We start from the raw sequence: 15,958 nt of genomic DNA, 5'->3' as shown, positions 1-15,958 counted from the left end.
CTATGCTGCCCGCGTAGCAAACTTTTTCGACCCTGCCACGCAGAAGACCGCCCCGAGCGTAACGAACAACATCGTCCAGTTCACCGTTTCGCGTAGCAACAGCGACGCCAGTGCGAGACCCATGAAGGGCTGGAACAACTGCAGTTGTCCTACCGCGGCGATACCGCCCTGGGCGAGGCCCCGATACCAGAACACGAAGCCGATCAGCATGCTGAACAGCGAAACGTAGGCAAGGCCAAGCCATGCCGCCTTGCCCACGTGCTCGAACGACGCGGGCATGATGACGAGCGCCGTCGGCAACATGACGGGTAGTGCGAGCACCAACGCCCAGCTGATGACCTGCCAACCTCCCAGGATGCGCGACAGGCGAGCGCCTTCGGCATACCCCATGCCACACACGATGATGGCGGCCAGCATGAGCAGGTCGCCCTCGGCCGATCCTCCCGCGCTGCTTATCGCCGCATAGCCAGCGATAAGCGCGGCGCCGCAGAGTGAGAACACCCAGAACACCGGTTGCGGACGCTCACCGCCGCGAAGCACGCCAAAGACGGCCGTGCATAGCGGGAGGAGACCGACGAAGACGACCGAATGCGCGGAGGTGACATGCCGCAACGCCAGGGCTGTCAATAACGGAAAACCGACCACCACGCCCGAAGCAGTCAGTGCCAGGGGCCCGATGTGCACGAGGCCCGGCCGCGGTTGTCGCAACACCAACAGCAGCGCCAGTCCCAGCAGGCCAGCAATGGATGCTCGCGCACAGGTCACGAAGATGGGATCGAAGTCGCCCACCGCCGCCCGCGTTGCCGGCAGCGAGCCCGCAAAGATGGCCACCCCGATGAATCCGTTGATCCATCCGCTTGCTGTTCTTTCCATCGGTCATTCCTCGTCAGACCGGTGAAGTTGAACATTCGGAAAGGGCGCGAACGAGGCACAAAACAGTACAATCGAAAGAAACTGTAGTGTTCTCTAACCCAGTACAGTCGAGGCGTTCGCATGCGTACCGGTAGCCGGATTGAAACCGTCATGACCGAGGTCAGGTCGCGAATCTCATCGCGCAGCTACCTGCCGGGCGCGCGGTTGCCCTCGGTGCGCGCGCAGGCGCTGGCCATGCGGCTGTCGGTTTCGACTGTGGTGGAAGCCTATGAGCGGCTGGCCGCCGAGGGTGTCATCACGCCCCGGCGAGGTGCCGGTTTTTATGTGGCGGGGCCGGTGGCGCCTTTAGCCCTGGCCGGCATGGGCCCGAAGGTGGAGAGGGAAGTCGACCCGCTGTGGATCTCACGCCAGTCGCTGGAAGCGGACGCCACACTGCTGAAGCCAGGTTGCGGCTGGCTCCCGTCAGACTGGCTCTTCGAGGCGGGCATGCGTCGCGCCCTGCGCACCGTGGCGAGGGCCGACACACTGGAGCTGGTCGAATACGCGACGCCGCTGGGACACCCCGGCTTACGTCAGCTGCTCGCCCGTCGGATGCACGGCATCGGCGTCGACGCGGCGCCCGACCAGCTGATGCTTACCGAGTCGGGCATCCAGGCGATCGACCTGATCTGCCGGTTCCTCCTGGAGCCGGGTGACACCGTGATGGTGGACGACCCCTGCTACTTCAATTTCCATGCGTTGCTGAAAGCGCATCGCGTCAATGTTGTCAGTGTTCCGTACACGTGGACCGGACCCGATGTGGATCTGTTCGAAGCGGCACTGAAGGCGCATGCGCCTCGTCTCTACATCACCAATTCGGGGCTGCACAATCCGACGGGCGCGGCGTTGTCGGCAGTGGTTGCGCATCGCCTCCTGAAGCTCGCCGAGGCATCGGACCTGGTCATTGTCGAGGACGACATCTTTGCCGACTTCGAGCTAGTGCCTGCGCCACGGTTGGCGGCGTTCGACGGCCTCAACCGCGTGATCCACGTCAGCAGTTTCTCGAAGACGATCTCAGCGTCGCTTCGGTGTGGCTATGTGGCGGCGCGTCCCGACTGGATCGAAGGGCTGGCAGACCTGAAGATCGCAACGGCATTCGGCGGTGGGCGCCTGTCCGCCGAGATCCTGTTTGCAACACTGACCGACAGCGGCTACCGCAAGCACATGGAAACCGTGCGCGAGCGGTTAGCGAAAGCGATGGAGAAAGCCGTGGCAAGGCTCGGCGAGCTGGGCATCAAGCCCTGGCTCGTCCCCAGTGCCGGCATGTTTGTCTGGTGCCAGTTGCCAGCAGGCCTCGATGCGGCAACGGTGGCGCGCGCCTGCCTGAAGGAAGGCGTGGTGCTGGCGCCGGGAAATGCTTTCAGTCAGGCATCGAGCGCGACGGGATTCTTGCGCTTCAATGTGGCGCAAATGCTGGATGCGCGGGTGTTCAAGGCGCTTGGGCGGGTGCTATCCGGGCAGGGGGCGTAGCTCACTTCGCGCAAGCAGCCTCATCCTTCTCGATCACTGGCAACTGTCCAGCACGAAGACGCCGTGCTTCAGCCCGACACGCGGATTTGCGCGATACCACATGGTCTCAGCGAGGTCCGGCAGAAAGATGCGTTCGGGAGCTCTGGCGGTTGTCTGCGGATACGCTTCATTGAAGTCGTACTTCCCCGACCAGGCGAAGTAATGCATCTCCCCCAACGGGCGGACCCCCGAGTCACCTGTGGGTGGCGTCCAGTGTGGGGCTTTGACATCCGTCGTTGAGATCATGTTGATATATCGCGCACTGCCGCTGTCGAACATGAACCAGTAGGACGGGCCGCCCTTCGTGTCGATTCGCAAGGCCACGTCTGATCCCCATTCGTCGTGCTTCCCAGCAGGAACGAAGCTGATGGAGATCCTCTTGTCGGAGGAGAGTGTGTAATGAGCCTTGGCGACCAGGCACTTATCAGCGGCGTAGGCAGACGAACACGAGCCAAGCGATACCATGGCCATGGCGGCCAAGGCATGAGTACCCAGTTTCACAAAGCTCTCCCTGTCCAGCGTTGCAGACCAAACGTCCAGGTCTGTTCGAGCCGAGAGCTTACCTTGCTCCGGCGGGATCCGGAGTGCTCACGTCAGGAGCGGTGGACGCCGAGTCGCTCATCCACCGCCTTCTTCGCCTTAGGGATGCAGGCCAGGCTGTTGCGGTTGTTGAGCTTGAGTCTGCTGGGGCGGACCCGCCTGCGTCTGCGCTTGCTGCTGATCCACCTTATGGAACTCAGCACTGCTCTGCTCGAGCGGCTTGGCTACCGACGTCGCAACATCCACTTCTGCCACGCGCTTGAATGGTGAGTTGGTCTCGCCCTGCATGGCGTACGCCTGCTTTCCGTCGTCGCTGATCTCAACGTGGTCAACCCGCGTCATGGTCTCCTTTCTCGCAGCTACCGCCAACGACCCCGCCAGGTTCTCCGACATATGGTCCGAGTGGCGTCCAAGCTTTGCGTCGATGGCCTGTACGCGACCCAGCGCCTGCCTGTAGATGTCATGTCCAGGATGGCTCGCGTCTGCAAGGCTGCTGGGCGACGTATGAGTTACCTGCGGGAGATGCGCCGCCTTCTGTAAGGCCTCAAGCGTCTTCGGCCCCGCAACACCATCGGCAGCCAAACCATGCGCCCGCTGGAACGTCTCCACGGCAGCCTTCGTCCCCGGCCCGAAGTCACCATCCGGGTGCAGCACACGACCATGCGCATCGGTGAAGCCAAGTTTCGCCAGATCAGTCTGCAATGCAGTCACTTTCTCTCCGTGCGCGCCATCTTTCAGTGACCCATGGCCCGCTGGCGCATGCGCACGACCACCCTGGCCGATAGCCTTCAACGCGGCCTTGATATCCGCATCGTCGCCTGACTTCGACGGATCGAAGTTGGCATCGCCGACCTTGGTATGTGCGCGATCAAGGGCTGCCGCCTTCTCCGGATCCTTGTATGCATTCTTATACTGCTCGGCCAGCGCGGCCGCTTTCGGGCCGTCGTAGTACGAATAGGTTTCCTTGATCTGGTTGGCCTTGGCGAGCACGTCGTCGTAGTTGCCGCCGTCCTGCAGCACCTTTTCGAACTTCTTCATCTGCGACGGGATCTGGTTCTCCGTCTTCGCGAGAATGGCGACGGTTTCCAGGCGACGATCTTCCGGAATGTTCTTGCCGTACTTGTCGAGCGTATCCATGGCCGACTGGGTCGCGTTCTTGATCTGCGGGTAGTCGATGTTCTTGTGGACCCACTTCTGGCCGTCCTGCGAGCCGGCCCACGCGTTGATGCTGTCGCGGGTGTCTTTGTCGATGAAGTTGAGCGTGGTGCGGCCGTGCTCGCCATTGCCGTGCGTGAGCAGGTCGCTGCGGAGCTTGCTGGTGTCGCTCGTATACGTGAGGCCGTGATCCTTCGCGTACTGCGAGGACTGGTCGATGATGCCGTCGACGTAGGTAGTCTGGCCGGGCTTCAGCGCCGCGCCATCGGTGGCACCGAGTGCCCACGTGCCACGCTTGCCGAGATCCACCTGGATCGTGCCGAGCGAGTAGCCGCTGTCGGCGATGATCCTGTTCGCGTGGCCCCAGTTGGGGTCGGACGTGCCGCTGGTGACACCCGTGATGGACAGGTGGTACGAAGACGGGCCGCCTTCGGTGCCGCGGCCCACCACGAAGTACGTGGCGCCTGCGAGTGAGTTGACGTCGTGCGTATCGATACCGGCCATGACTTCTCTCCGTGAAGCGTTGGGTTACTGGTCGTTGGCGATGGTGAGGTATTTGTCCAGGGCATCCGCGCGTTCGGCGATGCGGAAGATTTCGTTCTGGGTGACCTGGAGGTCGGCGACCGGCTCGTCGCCATACAACGACGCTTCAAAGTCGCCGTTCTTGTTGTGGAACTCGAGCCAGGCGCGCTCGGAAGTGAGCAGGTTGGCCTTCGCGTTACCGGTGAGCTTGGCGTTGAGCGCCTTGTAGGTCGTGTTCAGGCGGGCGTCCTGCGTCTTCTTTTCGGCGCTGAGGCAGGCGCCTTGCGCCGTCGCGTCCGAGCCGGCCTTGTCGACGCACGTATAAAAGGAGGCCGTGATGCTCTTGGGCGCCTGGCGCTTGATCACCTGGCTGGTGCTGTCGGTGGCGAAGGCGCTGCTGCCGGTGACGAGAAGGGCGAGGGTGATGGCGAGCGTGTGGACCGTTCTCATCATGGAGCTCCTGATCGTGCGTTTCATCTGGGATCTTGCGACCCCGCAGCTTGCCGAACCGAGGATCAAATGCCAAGAGACCGGGGTCTCACTACGGCGTCTTCACAAAACCATCAACTTTTTCCGAAATTGCATAGCACGCGGAACGCCAGCCGCATTGATGCTGTCCACACATCACCATGTACACACAGAACCGCCTAGCCAGCGTCATATTTGGCCCATACATTCGAAGGCTAGCCAACGCCAGCACGGGAACCTGCCATGTCTACCGATTCTGACTCCGCTCCCGTTGGTCCCGATTTCAGCCAGGGCGTCTACGCCTCGACCATTCCCGACGATGGCGTCTTCGCCGGTCATGTGAACGGTGAGGCGATCATCGTGGCGCGCACCAGCGACGGTCTTGTGGCGCTGGGCGGCGCATGCAGCCACTACAGCGGTCCGCTGCATGAGGGCCTGCGCGTCGGCGACACCATCAACTGCCCGCTGCATCACGCTTGCTTCGATCTGAGGACGGGCCGGGCGCTGAAGGCGCCTGCACTGGCCCCCGTGGCGCGTTGGAAGGTGGAAGAAGAGGGCGGCAAAGTGTTCATCCGTGGAGCGCTTCCCGATGAGGCATCACCTTCACCAGCATTGATGGCGGATAAGCACTTCGTGATCGTCGGTGGCGGGGCGTCTGGTTTCGCCGCCGCACAGCGACTTCGTCAGCATGGGTTTGCCGGCGGGATCACGATGATAAGTTCCGACGTGGATGCACCGTATGACCGGCCTAACGTGTCGAAGGATTACCTGGCGGGTACGGCTGAGCCTGAGTGGATGCCGCTGAAGGACGATGCATTTTATGCGTCTTTGAAAATCGAGTTGAAGCTGGGTGTCGTGGTTCGTTCGATTGATGCGGCGTCGCGTTCCGTGGTGTTGGAGTCGGGCGGGTCGTTGTCCTATGACAAACTGCTACTGGCGACCGGCGCGGAGCCCATTCGGCCCTCGGCGCCGGGGTTCGACCAACCGCATGTGCACACGCTGCGCAGCATGAAGGACGCCGAGCGGGTGATCGCGGATGTGACCTCGGCCGATGTGGTCGCGGTGATCGGTAGCAGCTTCATCGGGCTGGAGGCAGCAGCTTCGCTTCGCCATCGTGGCGCCAGGGTACATGTGATCGGGCCGGAGCTGATTCCGCTGCGAAGCAAGTTCGGACCGTCGATCGGGACAATGATCAAGGCCTTGCATGAAGCCAATGGCGTGGTGTTTCATCTGGGCCGTCGTGCGGAAGGGTATGCGGACGGTGCCGTGCAGCTCGACGATGGCACGTCGGTGCGTGCAACGCGCGTGGTGCTCGGTATCGGCGTGAAGCCGCGCTTGCAGCTGGCCGAGGCGGCAGGTTTGCATATCGACGGTGGCGTGGTTGTGGACACGTCGATGTGCTCGTCCGATCCCGACATCTTCGCCACCGGCGACATCGCCCGCTATCCCGGCGCGCATGGCCAGCCCGCACGTGTGGAGCACTGGGTGCTCGCCGAGCGCCACGGCCAGGTCGCGGCGGCGGGGATGCTCGATATCGACGATCCGTTCGAGGAGCCGCCGTTTTTCTGGAGCGTCCATTACGACACGACCATTCGCTATGTCGGCCATGCTGAGGACTGGGATGCGATTCGTGAAGAAGGCTCGGTGGCCGACAAGGACGCCGAGGTGCGCTACGAGAAGGATGGCCGGGTGATTGCAGTGGCGACGATCAACCGCGACATGGATTCGCTCAAGGCAGCAGAACTCCTAAAGCCCTGAATGTACCGATGCTCCTCTATAGGAGCGCGTTCGCCTTCTGTAGGAGCCGATTCATCGGCGATCCCTAGGGAGCGAAAGGGCCACTGTCATCGCGAGCACCCTTTCGCCGCTGAAGCGGCTCCTACAGTACGACGGCGGAGCACCGGATGGACCGCCCCGAAGTTACCAATGTGCGAACCGCGTCCGATTAGGGAAGGGGACACGCCTAGTAGGCTGGTTTAGCGGCTGAGCCGGCCGCGATGCACGGGAACACGCCAATGCCCTGGGAAATCTCCTTCGCCAAGCTGCCCCATCCTGCCGCCGCCGTGGGAAAGGTCGACCGTATCCACGCCACTGTCGCCGCCCGCGACGAGAGCTGCACGGTCGATATCGTGACCAGCTATCCGACCCTCCGTCCCCGCATGGCGGCGGAGCAGGCCGACGTTACAGCCTCCGCGGACTAAACGGCCTCCGCACGCATGGTTCAACTGGCCAGGGCCGCCCGCGCGGTACCGGAACTCCGTCGCTTTGCCGAGCTGGCAGCCTCCATCATCGAGGTGGAGCGGCCAGCCAGCTTTTGGGAATTGCGCGATGCCTTCGACGAGTTGCTGAAGCCGTCGATATGGAGCGCCTTCCATAACGCCATGCTTCGCGACCTGGCCGATGCCGTGCCGCTGACCGAGCTGCCGGAGTGGCACTGGCATGGCGTCACCGTGTGTCAGTCGCCTGACTTCAGTCTGGTGCTGACCTCGGAAACGCATAGCGACGGTGGTCGTCCCGCTGCGCCTTCCGACACCGATACCCCTGTGGCCACCACCATGGCCGCGCCCGAGATGCTCGCGGTGCTGTCGCCGCAGCCGGTACTGGCCGAGCGCTATGGCATGGCGGCTGGATCGGACATCGAGGTCTTCGATCCATTCGCGTGGCTGATGCCCCGGGGCACGGAGATGCTGCAGCCGTGGTTGCGCTTCGACGTGGATGCGCCCCGCGAGGCGTGCCATCTGGAAGCTGGCGAGCAGCCCCTGTGCCTGCTCACGTTCGCGGCGTCGTCCGTGGTCTGGCAGCGGTGGGAGTTTGAACGTGGCACGGGCCGCCCCGTGCAACCGGTGCAGACGAGCAACCAGACACGGGCGATCCTGGTGATGCTCGACGAGCTGGCGCGAGCACGCCACGCCGAAGCGGTGCCCGATGTGCGCGCGCTGCTGGACCATCCCTACTTCCAGGTGCGGTGGGAAGCTGCGCGCTGCCTGGGTGCGCTGGACACCGCCGTGGCGCGCGAAGCGCTGCACCTTCTGGCCAACGATCGTCATCCCCACGTCGCCGCCGTCGCAGTGGATACGCTGCGGCGCATGAACGCCTGAGGTTACTGCCCTTGGTTATGTCAGCACGTCACGAGCATGGTTCTTCCATCGACTTGCAGGAGTTCCGCCGCCGTGTGCTTGCGCACGTGGATCCGTTGCGGCCCGAAACACTGATGAATGTTGCCGGTGATATCGCGTCGTTGGCACGGCATCCTTCGCTGCTGGCCGAGACGCTGCGCGAGGACCTTTCGCGTGATGGTGGCCCGGTGCGGATGCATTCGCGGCAGACCTGCGTGCTGGACGCCTTCGGCCCCTTCGTGGTGCGGATCAATCTCTGGCCCGAGGAGGCTGACACCCGCGAGGACAACGAGAACCTCAGTTTCTTCGCTTACCACGATCATGGGTTCTCGTTCCTCACCACGAACTACTACGGGCCCGGGTACCGGACACGTACCTATACCTACGACAGGGCAGGCGTGCGCGGCGACATTGGCGAGCATGTGCCGCTGACCTTCGCTGGCGAGGCCACGCTTTCGCCCGGCACGGTGTTGATGTTTCTCGAGGGGCGGGATGTCCACGCGCAGTTTCCTCCTTCAGCGCCTACCGCCTCTTTGAATCTGCTGTTGAGCCAGGACGGTTCGGGGGTTCTGTCGGACCAGTATTACTTCGACATCGATACGTCGACGATTTGCGGGAAACCGGCGAACGACCTCATGCGGCGGAGGATGGCGCTGTCGCTGGCGGATTTCTTTCGTAATGAGGCGACTGATGAGCTTCTGCGGTCGATTGCGGATGGGCATGTTTGTCCGCGGACGCGGGTGGAGGCTGGGCGTGTGCTTGAGAGATTGGGTGGTGGGGTCTTCACCGGGTAGCACCAGTCCTTCCGAGGATGACATCGGAGACGACTGGCTGGGTCGAGGCATCGCGCGCCGGAATCTATCCATCACCAATCGTTATTTGTTCATAACTATATGAATATAAAGGTTCTTGACGTAATAAATCTATTCATGTATCTATTCAATAATGTCAGATCCTTCTAGCCATGCTGCGCGACTGATCGACGCCCTGCGCCTGCGGGGCCCGTCCACCTCACGCGAGTTGAGCTCGGCACTGGAGATCAGCCAGCCGAGTGTCTCGCGCGCACTCGCGGCCACTGGTGATCGTGTGGCACACATCGGTCGGGCGCGTCGTACCCGGTACGCTGCGATACGCGATGTCCGCGGCCTCGGCACGACATGGCCGGTGTTTCGCATCGACATACACGGCCGTCCGCATGAATTCGGCTTGCTGACAGCGCTTTATGGGGCTGGGACGCTGGTCTCGCCAACGGAGTCCACCGACTGGCTGCGCGACGACTTCCTTGACGGCCTCTTTCCCGGTGTGCCCTGGTTTCTGGATGACCAGCGCCCTCAAGGATTTCTTGGCCGCCAGTTCGCGCAGCGCTGGTCACGAGAGCCTGGCTTGCCCTCCGACATCCTTCGTTGGAGCGACGATGCTGTCCTTACGGCCCTTTTACTGCACGGCGAAGACGCGCCGGGAGATTTCGTACTGGGTAAGGGCGGACTCGAACGTGCCCTACAGTCGGAGCTCGATATCATTCCAGTCGCGGGTCGAGACAATCGCTACGGAGAGTTGGCGATCGCGGCACTCACCGGAGAATCAGTGGGTTCGTCGGCGGCGGGCGAGCAACCGAAGTTCACCGCCACGGTAGATCATGGCAATGGTGATATTTGCCATGTCATCGTCAAGTTCAGCGAACCAGTCAACAACCATCCAGCCGCACGTCGATGGGCCGACCTGCTCATCTGCGAACACCTCGCAAGCCAGGTGCTCGCCGAGAACGGTAACGCCAGTGCCCGCACCGAGCTGATCTGGTCACAAGGTCGGCTATGTCTGGAGGTCACGCGTTTCGATCGCGTGGGTGCCCACGGCAGGCGAGGGTGCGTGACGTTGGCTGCATGGAGCGATGCGCACGATGGCGAACGCGACGAATGGCCGAACGCGACGGAGCGTATGCGTCAGGGCAGCTGGATTAGCGCCAGCGCGGCGGAGCAGGTCAGGCTCCGTTGGTGGTTCGGGCGCATGATCGCGAATACCGACATGCACTTCGGCAATCTTTGTTTCTTTCTTGACGAGTCGCTTCCGCTGGAGCTTACCCCGAGCTACGACATGTTACCGATGTTGTATCGACCGGCCAGTAGTGGAGAACTCGTCGCGCGTGAATTTCGTGTGCCCACGCCCACGCCGGCCGACTCGTTCTACTGGAATGCTGCCGCCGCATGGGCCGAGGTGTACTGGCAGCGCGTGGCCGAGCACGACGAGATCAGCGCTGACTTCCGTCAAATAGCTGAATTCAACAGCGAGGCGATATCCCGTATGCGTCGGCGCTTCGATCCAGAAGGCGTTTCGTAGGGCCGGGTTTCCAAAACCCGCCGTTTCTCATTGAAGCGACGGCGTTGTCTTCTCCAGAATCCGCATCGACTCGGCGTTCTTTTTGTCCCACGCTTCGGCTTCTTTCTTGCTGAGGTTCGTGAAAGCGGACTGAGCTGATGACGTTGGGTTGGCGGGCTGGTTGCCACTTGCCGTTGGCTGGCCCGCTGTCGCGGGATCGCCGGCGATAGCCGGCTCCCACAGGGGATGGGCTTCCGGCTCCCACAGGGGGTGGGCTTCCTTCTCCCCGTCGTCTGCCCCAGGTGCGCGGAGATTGGTTTCTGCGTCGACGCGTGTCGGCCAACGAAGCGAGGATGTCGTCCGTCCAATGCGCGGTGGGTAAGTCGCCCGTTTCCGCGAGCATGCGCCGCAGCTTCAGACCGTCGATAAGCTCGATCTGCGGAAACTCCGCCGCCGCGACGATGGCGGCGGCGCTGAACTCGCCCGTGTTCACGACGATCGCGCGAGTAGCGTGCTGCGTGTGCATGACGCCGATCAGCTCATGGACGACGTTGTGCGTAACCTCGAAGACGTTCTCGCGCTTGCACTGCACGACGATGTACTCGCCGTCACGGAAGAGCTTGAGGTCGATACCGCCATCGAAGTGGCGCCTCGATGTCTGCGCGCCCGTGCCGACATGTTCCACCTGGTAGCCGCGCGACGCGTAGTGCCTCGCCATCAGCCGTTCGAATTCATCCCAGGGCATGTTGGCCAGCGCGTCCGCGTGGCGGAATGTGACCTTCCTGTATCCCATGGTCTGGCTTACTGGTCTTTCAGTGCGGCGGCTACCGGAGGCTTGTCGTTCCACTCCGCGATGACGTCGCGCCCGGCCGGCGCGCCGTGGACGATCGCCGGTTTTGCCGGTGCGCCTTCGGCCGGTCTTAGAGTGGAAGTCAGCCCGGGAAGCACCGAGGGCAATGACGCTTCTGTTCTTTGTTGCGTCGCCGCCGGCACCGGTGCTTCGCGCAGCTTCGCCATCTGTGCCTGTTGAATCTCACGTATGTATACGGTGTAAAGCATCACCAGTGCACCGGACATCACCACCACGGCCGCGACGGCCGCGATGGCGGCTGCTCGGTCGGTGCGTTGCTGGCGCGTGTGCCTTATGGGTGGCCTCGCTGCGCCCGTCCAGGTGGGAAGATCCGGCAGCGTCGGCGCGTCGACCACAGGCTCGGCGATCGGTCCGAGCATGGCCCGGATGGTCTTGCCGTCGATCAGCCGGATATGCCGGAACTTGGCCGCCGCCTCCATGGCCGAGGTGGTGAATTCACCCGAGGTAATGACGATGGCGCCGGTGGCACCGACGGTGTGCATCACACCGATGAGTTGGTGGACGTCGTTATGCGGCACCTGGAAGGAGTTCCAGTGTTTGCACTGGACGACGACGAGCTCCTGTTCGCGATGGAGCTTGAGGTCGATGCCGCCGCCGGTGAGGTTGGGTCCTTCGCCGGTGCCGGTGTGCTCGACGCGGTAGCCCTGTCGGCGGAAATGTTCCGCGACCATGTGCTCGAAAGCGCCCCAGGTAACCCGGCTCAGCGCATCGTCATGACGATGGCGAACGGACGTCATGCCGGGCCTCATCGGCGCGGCTCCGCCAGGTACGGTATCGAACGGCGCGCGTCGGCGCCGGATAAGACTTCCATGACTATCCCCCCAATGGTTGCCCGTTCGACGGCCGCCAGCCCCCCGGCAGCGCGATTGGGCTGTTGGAATATAGCGGTTTTCCTTGTGGATTCCTGTAGGCCGATTCCTACAACGCACCTTGCTGCTATAGCAACCTGGTTCGCGTGGCGTCTTGGAAGAGAGGTGGTGTGCGATACGCGCGGTGCCCTTGGCGTTACCCCCGGTTTTGTTCAAAGATGCAGGCATTGCCGTCCCCGCCGGCAAGACGAAGGATCGCCTGTGTTCAAGAATTTACGAGTCGCCAGTGCCGCGCTGCTGCTTGCCGCGCCGCTGATGGCCCACGCCGCCAGCTTTGATTGCGCCAGGGCGGGCACGCCGAGCGAGAAGGCCGTGTGCGCCTCGCCCAGGATCTCGGCCCTGGACGGCAAGCTGGCCGACGCGTTCCGCGCGGCCCTGAAGAACCACCCCGACAAGGCGGACGCCCTGAAGCTCGACCAGCGTCACTGGCTGGCCAGCCGTGATGACACGGCCTGGACGTACATCAGCGGTGACTTGGCCAAGGAACTGGTCAACGTCATGGCGGGGCAATACCAGCGGCGCATCGAGTTCCTGGCGGGTCTGGACGCGGGTAAGCCGGCTCGGCCGTTGGCGGTTATCGCCGATGCGCTGCCGAAGCTTCCGGCCGGTTCGCGGGACATCCTCAATGACCTGAAGGCCCAGGGCGCGCCGATCGTGCTGGCTAAAGAGATTGAGATGAAGGACGCCTCTGCGCTTCCCTTCCAGCCGGATGAAGCGCTCAAGAAGGCCATCGCCGAGCTCGACGACAACCTCACCAACCGCTTGCTCGCTGGTTCGCCCTTCAGCTCGGCGTATTCGATGGGTGGCACGGCGCATTGCCTTTCCGAGGCGCCTTATCGCATCGACGGCAAGAAGGCCGTCGCCATCGACGGGCCACCCGTCTGGGGCGATGACTGCATGACGAATCACCTTGTCGCGAAGCTGGGTGACGATTACGCCGCGATGAATGTCGATATCGGGGATCCCAATCAGCAATCCATCGAAGCGAGCCGGTGGACAGGGAAGGATTTCGGTCCCGCTCTGGAACTGGTTTTGCGTTTCGACCACGCGCTGAAGCTCGACAGCGCCGTCTGCGCGCCGAAGCAGTCGCCTTGCGACGAGTTCGGCACGACGGCGATGACGTATGCGGTCCGATACGACCGCAACCCGCAGGGCGGTACGCTGGACCGCGCCCTGAAGGGCGGAGAAAAAGTGGCCTATGACGCTGCTGTCGCTCAAGCGAAGGCGCCCGGTGGTATCGCGTCGAAGGGCGAGACACCGACCTTGCCTGACTTCGGTAGCGACGACTTAGCCGTCGGCTCGATGACTGGCTACGACAGTGAGGCCACGATGTTCCCGCTCACTTTCCGCGGGGAGACGTTGCTCGGCTACATCGGCCATGGCCACGTGGGCTGGCGCGCCAACGACGACTGGATGGTGTCGGCATGGCGCCTGAAGAGCGGCAAGCTGGAGGCGGTGGCCTCGGCGTATGTCAACGTGGTGCGCGGTAGCCTGCTGTTGTCGGCACCCGTACCGGCACCGCCGCCCGAGTCGCACTGAGCGAGGTTCCCCATGACGACCTATTCCACGAGCATGTCCGCCAACGTCCGTTGGCTCGGGATGACGACCGTGGCGATTCTCGTTGTCGCCCTGGTCATTCTTTTCGGACGCGATGCGGGGCGTTCGGTCGGTCCAGCGCTCGGCAGTGTGCTGGTGCTGATCCTGCTGGTGACCTACCTCGTCTCCACGCGTGAGTACGCGATGGGTGAAGGCACGCTGGTCGTGCGGAAGGTGATGGGCAGCAAGTCGTTCGAGCTGCGTGGTGCGTCGGTGGGGCGCGACACCCTGGCGTTCCAGGGCATGACGCGCGTGTTCGGCAACGGCGGCTTCTTCGCGTTCGACGGGCTGTTCTACTCCGGTCGCCTTGGCTTTGTACGCAGCTATGCGCGCAATCGCGAGCACGGCGTGGTGGTGTACCTGGCCGGCGGGCGCAAGCTGGTGCTGTCGCCCGACGAGCCGGATGCCTTCGTCACCGCGGCGCTGGCGCAGGGTGCCGTACTAGCCGCACCCTGATGCTGTGGGTGTGTGGGTGCGTGGGTGCGTGGGTGTGTGGGTGCGTGGGAATGTGGGTGTGTGGAAATGTGGAAATGTGGAAATGTGGAAATGTGGAAATGTGGGAGCCGCTTCAGCGGCGATAGGGTGCTAGCGGCAGCCCGGCCCGCTGCCGCGGGATCGCCGGCATAGCCGGCTCCCACATTGCCGGCATAGCCGGCTCCCACATTGCCGGCATAGCCGGCTCCCACAAGTTAAGCCTTGCGGCGACGCAGTGCGTAACCAATCCCCAGAATCGCAAACCACACCGGGCTCGCAATCAACGCTTTGCGCGTGTCGTCTTCCAACGCCAGCAGCACCAGCACGAAGGCGAAGAACACCAGGCACGCCCAGCACATGAATACGCCGCCGGGCATCTTGTAGCTGGAGACGGCATGCAGCTCGGGGCGCTTGCGACGATAGGCGATGTACGCGGCGAGGATCAGCGACCACACGAACATGAAGAGGATGGCGGCCAGCGTCGTCACCAGCGTGAATGCGGTGACGAGGTCGGGAATGACGTAGACCAGCGTGGCGCCGCCGAGCAGGCAGATGCACGAGAACAGCAGGCCGCGCGAAGGTACCGCCTGCTTTGACAGGCGCTTGAACGCGGACGGCGCATGGTCTTCCTCGGCAAGGCCGTAAAGCATGCGGCTGGTCGAGAAGATGCCGCTGTTGGCGGACGAGGTGGCCGAGGTGAGCACTACGAAGTTGATCAGGCTCGCCGCCGCCGGAATACCGGCGAGTACGAACAGTTCCACGAACGGGCTCTTGCCTGGCAGCACCTGGCGCCACGGCGTCACCGACATGATGACGACCAGCGCCAAGACGTAGAACAGGATGATGCGCACGGGAATCGAGTTGATCGCCTTGGGCAGATTGCGCTCCGGGTCGGCCGTCTCAGCGGCCGTGGTGCCGACCAGCTCGATGCCGACGAAGGCGAACACGGCGATCTGGAATCCGGCGAAGAAGCCGCCGATCCCCGTGGGGAACATGCCGCCGTCATTCCACAGGTTGTGCAGCGAGGCGACGTGGCCGTCCGGTGAATGGAAGCTCCAGGCCACCATGCCGAAGCCGGTGACGATGAGCGCGCAGATGGCGACGATCTTGATCAGCGCGAACCAGAATTCCAGCTCGCCGAAGAGCTTGACCGTGGTGAGGTTGAGCACCAGCAGCAGAACCACGCAGAGCAGGGCCGGTATCCACGGCGCGAGGCCGGGAAACCAGAATTGCGCGTACGAAGAGATGGCGATTACGTCCGCGATGGCCGTGATGATCCAGCAGAACCAGTACGTCCAGCCGCAGAAGAACCCGGCCCATGGCCCGAGCAGGTCGGTGGAGAAGTCGATAAACGACTTGTAGTCGAGGTTGGAGAGCAGCAGCTCGCCCATCGCGCGCATGACGAAGAACAGCATCACGCCGATGATCAGGTACACGAAGAGGATGGACGGCCCGGCGAGGCTGATGGTCTTGCCCGAGCCCATGAACAACCCGGTGCCGATGGCCCCACCGATCGCGATCAGCTGCAGGTGTCGGTTCGACAGGCTACGCCTGAGGTGCTGTTCGGGTGGCGATTCCTGCGGGTGCGACATCGGCGGTAGCTCGATCGGGAC

The 15,958-nt window shown here is 63.1% G+C and carries 15 protein-coding genes; 8 read left to right on the top strand and 7 right to left on the bottom strand.

Features of this window, described 5'->3' with window-relative positions; genetic code table 11:
- Positions 1 to 873 (bottom strand): DMT family transporter, encoded by an 873-nt coding sequence (locus C8J98_RS09585; RefSeq protein WP_107912963.1) that lies wholly within the window; start codon positions 871 to 873, stop codon positions 1 to 3.
- A gap of 150 nt (positions 874 to 1,023) precedes the next feature.
- Here C8J98_RS09585 and C8J98_RS09580 point away from each other — a divergent pair, with 150 nt between their 5' ends.
- Positions 1,024 to 2,382 (top strand): PLP-dependent aminotransferase family protein, encoded by a 1,359-nt coding sequence (locus C8J98_RS09580; protein WP_199229865.1) that lies wholly within the window; start codon positions 1,024 to 1,026, stop codon positions 2,380 to 2,382.
- 33 nt (positions 2,383 to 2,415) lie between these two features.
- On the opposite strand, the gene C8J98_RS09575 is transcribed toward C8J98_RS09580, so the two are convergent.
- The 3 genes from C8J98_RS09575 to C8J98_RS09565 form a co-directional block, all read right to left on the bottom strand.
- On the bottom strand, positions 2,416 to 2,922 hold the full coding sequence (locus C8J98_RS09575; protein WP_107912961.1) for a hypothetical protein: 507 nt from the start codon (positions 2,920 to 2,922) through the stop codon (positions 2,416 to 2,418).
- A 138-nt stretch (positions 2,923 to 3,060) separates the two neighbouring features.
- Positions 3,061 to 4,620 carry an XVIPCD domain-containing protein gene (locus C8J98_RS09570; protein WP_107912960.1) on the bottom strand — a complete coding sequence of 520 codons (1,560 nt, stop codon included), beginning with the start codon at positions 4,618 to 4,620 and terminating at the stop codon, positions 3,061 to 3,063.
- A gap of 24 nt (positions 4,621 to 4,644) precedes the next feature.
- Positions 4,645 to 5,091, bottom strand: a complete 447-nt coding sequence (locus tag C8J98_RS09565; RefSeq protein WP_233260178.1) for a lysozyme inhibitor LprI family protein — start codon at positions 5,089 to 5,091, stop codon at positions 4,645 to 4,647.
- 258 nt (positions 5,092 to 5,349) lie between these two features.
- On the opposite strand from C8J98_RS09565, the gene C8J98_RS09560 reads away from it, so the two are divergent.
- The 5 genes from C8J98_RS09560 (at position 5,350) to yjjJ (ending at position 10,556) form a co-directional block, all read left to right on the top strand.
- Positions 5,350 to 6,864: an FAD-dependent oxidoreductase gene (locus C8J98_RS09560; RefSeq protein WP_107912958.1), complete on the top strand. Its 1,515-nt coding sequence runs from the start codon at positions 5,350 to 5,352 to the stop codon at positions 6,862 to 6,864.
- A gap of 257 nt (positions 6,865 to 7,121) precedes the next feature.
- Positions 7,122 to 7,307, top strand: a complete 186-nt coding sequence (locus C8J98_RS09555; RefSeq protein ID WP_107912957.1) for a hypothetical protein — start codon at positions 7,122 to 7,124, stop codon at positions 7,305 to 7,307.
- Between the two features lie 15 nt (positions 7,308 to 7,322).
- Positions 7,323 to 8,204 carry a HEAT repeat domain-containing protein gene (locus C8J98_RS09550; protein ID WP_107912956.1) on the top strand — a complete coding sequence of 294 codons (882 nt, stop codon included), beginning with the start codon at positions 7,323 to 7,325 and terminating at the stop codon, positions 8,202 to 8,204.
- 17 nt (positions 8,205 to 8,221) lie between these two features.
- A complete protein-coding gene (locus C8J98_RS09545; protein ID WP_146171612.1) occupies positions 8,222 to 9,016 on the top strand; it encodes a hypothetical protein in 795 nt (264 codons plus the stop codon).
- Between the two features lie 151 nt (positions 9,017 to 9,167).
- Positions 9,168 to 10,556 (top strand): type II toxin-antitoxin system HipA family toxin YjjJ, encoded by a 1,389-nt coding sequence (gene yjjJ / locus C8J98_RS09540; RefSeq protein ID WP_107912954.1) that lies wholly within the window; start codon positions 9,168 to 9,170, stop codon positions 10,554 to 10,556.
- Here the strand turns inward: yjjJ and C8J98_RS09535 are convergent.
- Both C8J98_RS09535 and C8J98_RS09530 read right to left on the bottom strand, forming a co-directional pair.
- Positions 10,498 to 11,328, bottom strand: coding sequence for a restriction endonuclease (locus tag C8J98_RS09535; RefSeq protein ID WP_107912953.1), 831 nt, complete (start codon positions 11,326 to 11,328; stop codon positions 10,498 to 10,500). The genes yjjJ and C8J98_RS09535 overlap by 59 nt on opposite strands.
- Positions 11,329 to 11,336: 8 nt before the next feature.
- Complete coding sequence (locus tag C8J98_RS09530) at positions 11,337 to 12,143, bottom strand: restriction endonuclease (RefSeq protein ID WP_158272662.1); 807 nt, start codon at positions 12,141 to 12,143, stop codon at positions 11,337 to 11,339.
- A gap of 333 nt (positions 12,144 to 12,476) precedes the next feature.
- Here C8J98_RS09530 and C8J98_RS09525 point away from each other — a divergent pair, with 333 nt between their 5' ends.
- Together C8J98_RS09525 and C8J98_RS09520 are read left to right on the top strand one after the other, a co-directional pair.
- On the top strand, positions 12,477 to 13,814 hold the full coding sequence (locus C8J98_RS09525; RefSeq protein ID WP_107912951.1) for a lysozyme inhibitor LprI family protein: 1,338 nt from the start codon (positions 12,477 to 12,479) through the stop codon (positions 13,812 to 13,814).
- Between the two features lie 12 nt (positions 13,815 to 13,826).
- On the top strand, positions 13,827 to 14,327 hold the full coding sequence (locus C8J98_RS09520; RefSeq protein ID WP_107912950.1) for a PH domain-containing protein: 501 nt from the start codon (positions 13,827 to 13,829) through the stop codon (positions 14,325 to 14,327).
- A gap of 233 nt (positions 14,328 to 14,560) precedes the next feature.
- Here the strand turns inward: C8J98_RS09520 and cycA are convergent, their stop codons facing one another.
- Positions 14,561 to 15,937 carry a D-serine/D-alanine/glycine transporter gene (gene cycA, locus C8J98_RS09515; protein WP_107913066.1) on the bottom strand — a complete coding sequence of 459 codons (1,377 nt, stop codon included), beginning with the start codon at positions 15,935 to 15,937 and terminating at the stop codon, positions 14,561 to 14,563.
- Positions 15,938 to 15,958 lie beyond the last annotated feature (21 nt).

Source organism: Luteibacter sp. OK325, from assembly GCF_003050935.1.
Classification (GTDB): domain Bacteria; phylum Pseudomonadota; class Gammaproteobacteria; order Xanthomonadales; family Rhodanobacteraceae; genus Luteibacter.
The sequence above is the reverse complement of the archived record's forward strand: the minus strand, read 5'-3'. Positions and strand labels throughout refer to the sequence as shown.

Coding starts and splice junctions, on each gene's coding strand:
- C8J98_RS09585 (WP_107912963.1), bottom strand. CDS start 873: ATGGAAAGAACAGCAAGCGGATGGATCAACGGATTCATCGGGGTGGCC.
- C8J98_RS09580 (WP_199229865.1), top strand. CDS start 1,024: ATGACCGAGGTCAGGTCGCGAATCTCATCGCGCAGCTACCTGCCGGGC.
- C8J98_RS09570 (WP_107912960.1), bottom strand. CDS start 4,620: ATGGCCGGTATCGATACGCACGACGTCAACTCACTCGCAGGCGCCACG.
- C8J98_RS09565 (WP_233260178.1), bottom strand. CDS start 5,091: ATGATGAGAACGGTCCACACGCTCGCCATCACCCTCGCCCTTCTCGTC.
- C8J98_RS09560 (WP_107912958.1), top strand. CDS start 5,350: ATGTCTACCGATTCTGACTCCGCTCCCGTTGGTCCCGATTTCAGCCAG.
- C8J98_RS09555 (WP_107912957.1), top strand. CDS start 7,122: ATGCCCTGGGAAATCTCCTTCGCCAAGCTGCCCCATCCTGCCGCCGCC.
- C8J98_RS09550 (WP_107912956.1), top strand. CDS start 7,323: ATGGTTCAACTGGCCAGGGCCGCCCGCGCGGTACCGGAACTCCGTCGC.
- C8J98_RS09545 (WP_146171612.1), top strand. CDS start 8,222: ATGTCAGCACGTCACGAGCATGGTTCTTCCATCGACTTGCAGGAGTTC.
- yjjJ (WP_107912954.1), top strand. CDS start 9,168: ATGTCAGATCCTTCTAGCCATGCTGCGCGACTGATCGACGCCCTGCGC.
- C8J98_RS09535 (WP_107912953.1), bottom strand. CDS start 11,328: ATGGGATACAGGAAGGTCACATTCCGCCACGCGGACGCGCTGGCCAAC.
- C8J98_RS09530 (WP_158272662.1), bottom strand. CDS start 12,143: ATGACGTCCGTTCGCCATCGTCATGACGATGCGCTGAGCCGGGTTACC.
- C8J98_RS09520 (WP_107912950.1), top strand. CDS start 13,827: ATGACGACCTATTCCACGAGCATGTCCGCCAACGTCCGTTGGCTCGGG.
- cycA (WP_107913066.1), bottom strand. CDS start 15,937: ATGTCGCACCCGCAGGAATCGCCACCCGAACAGCACCTCAGGCGTAGC.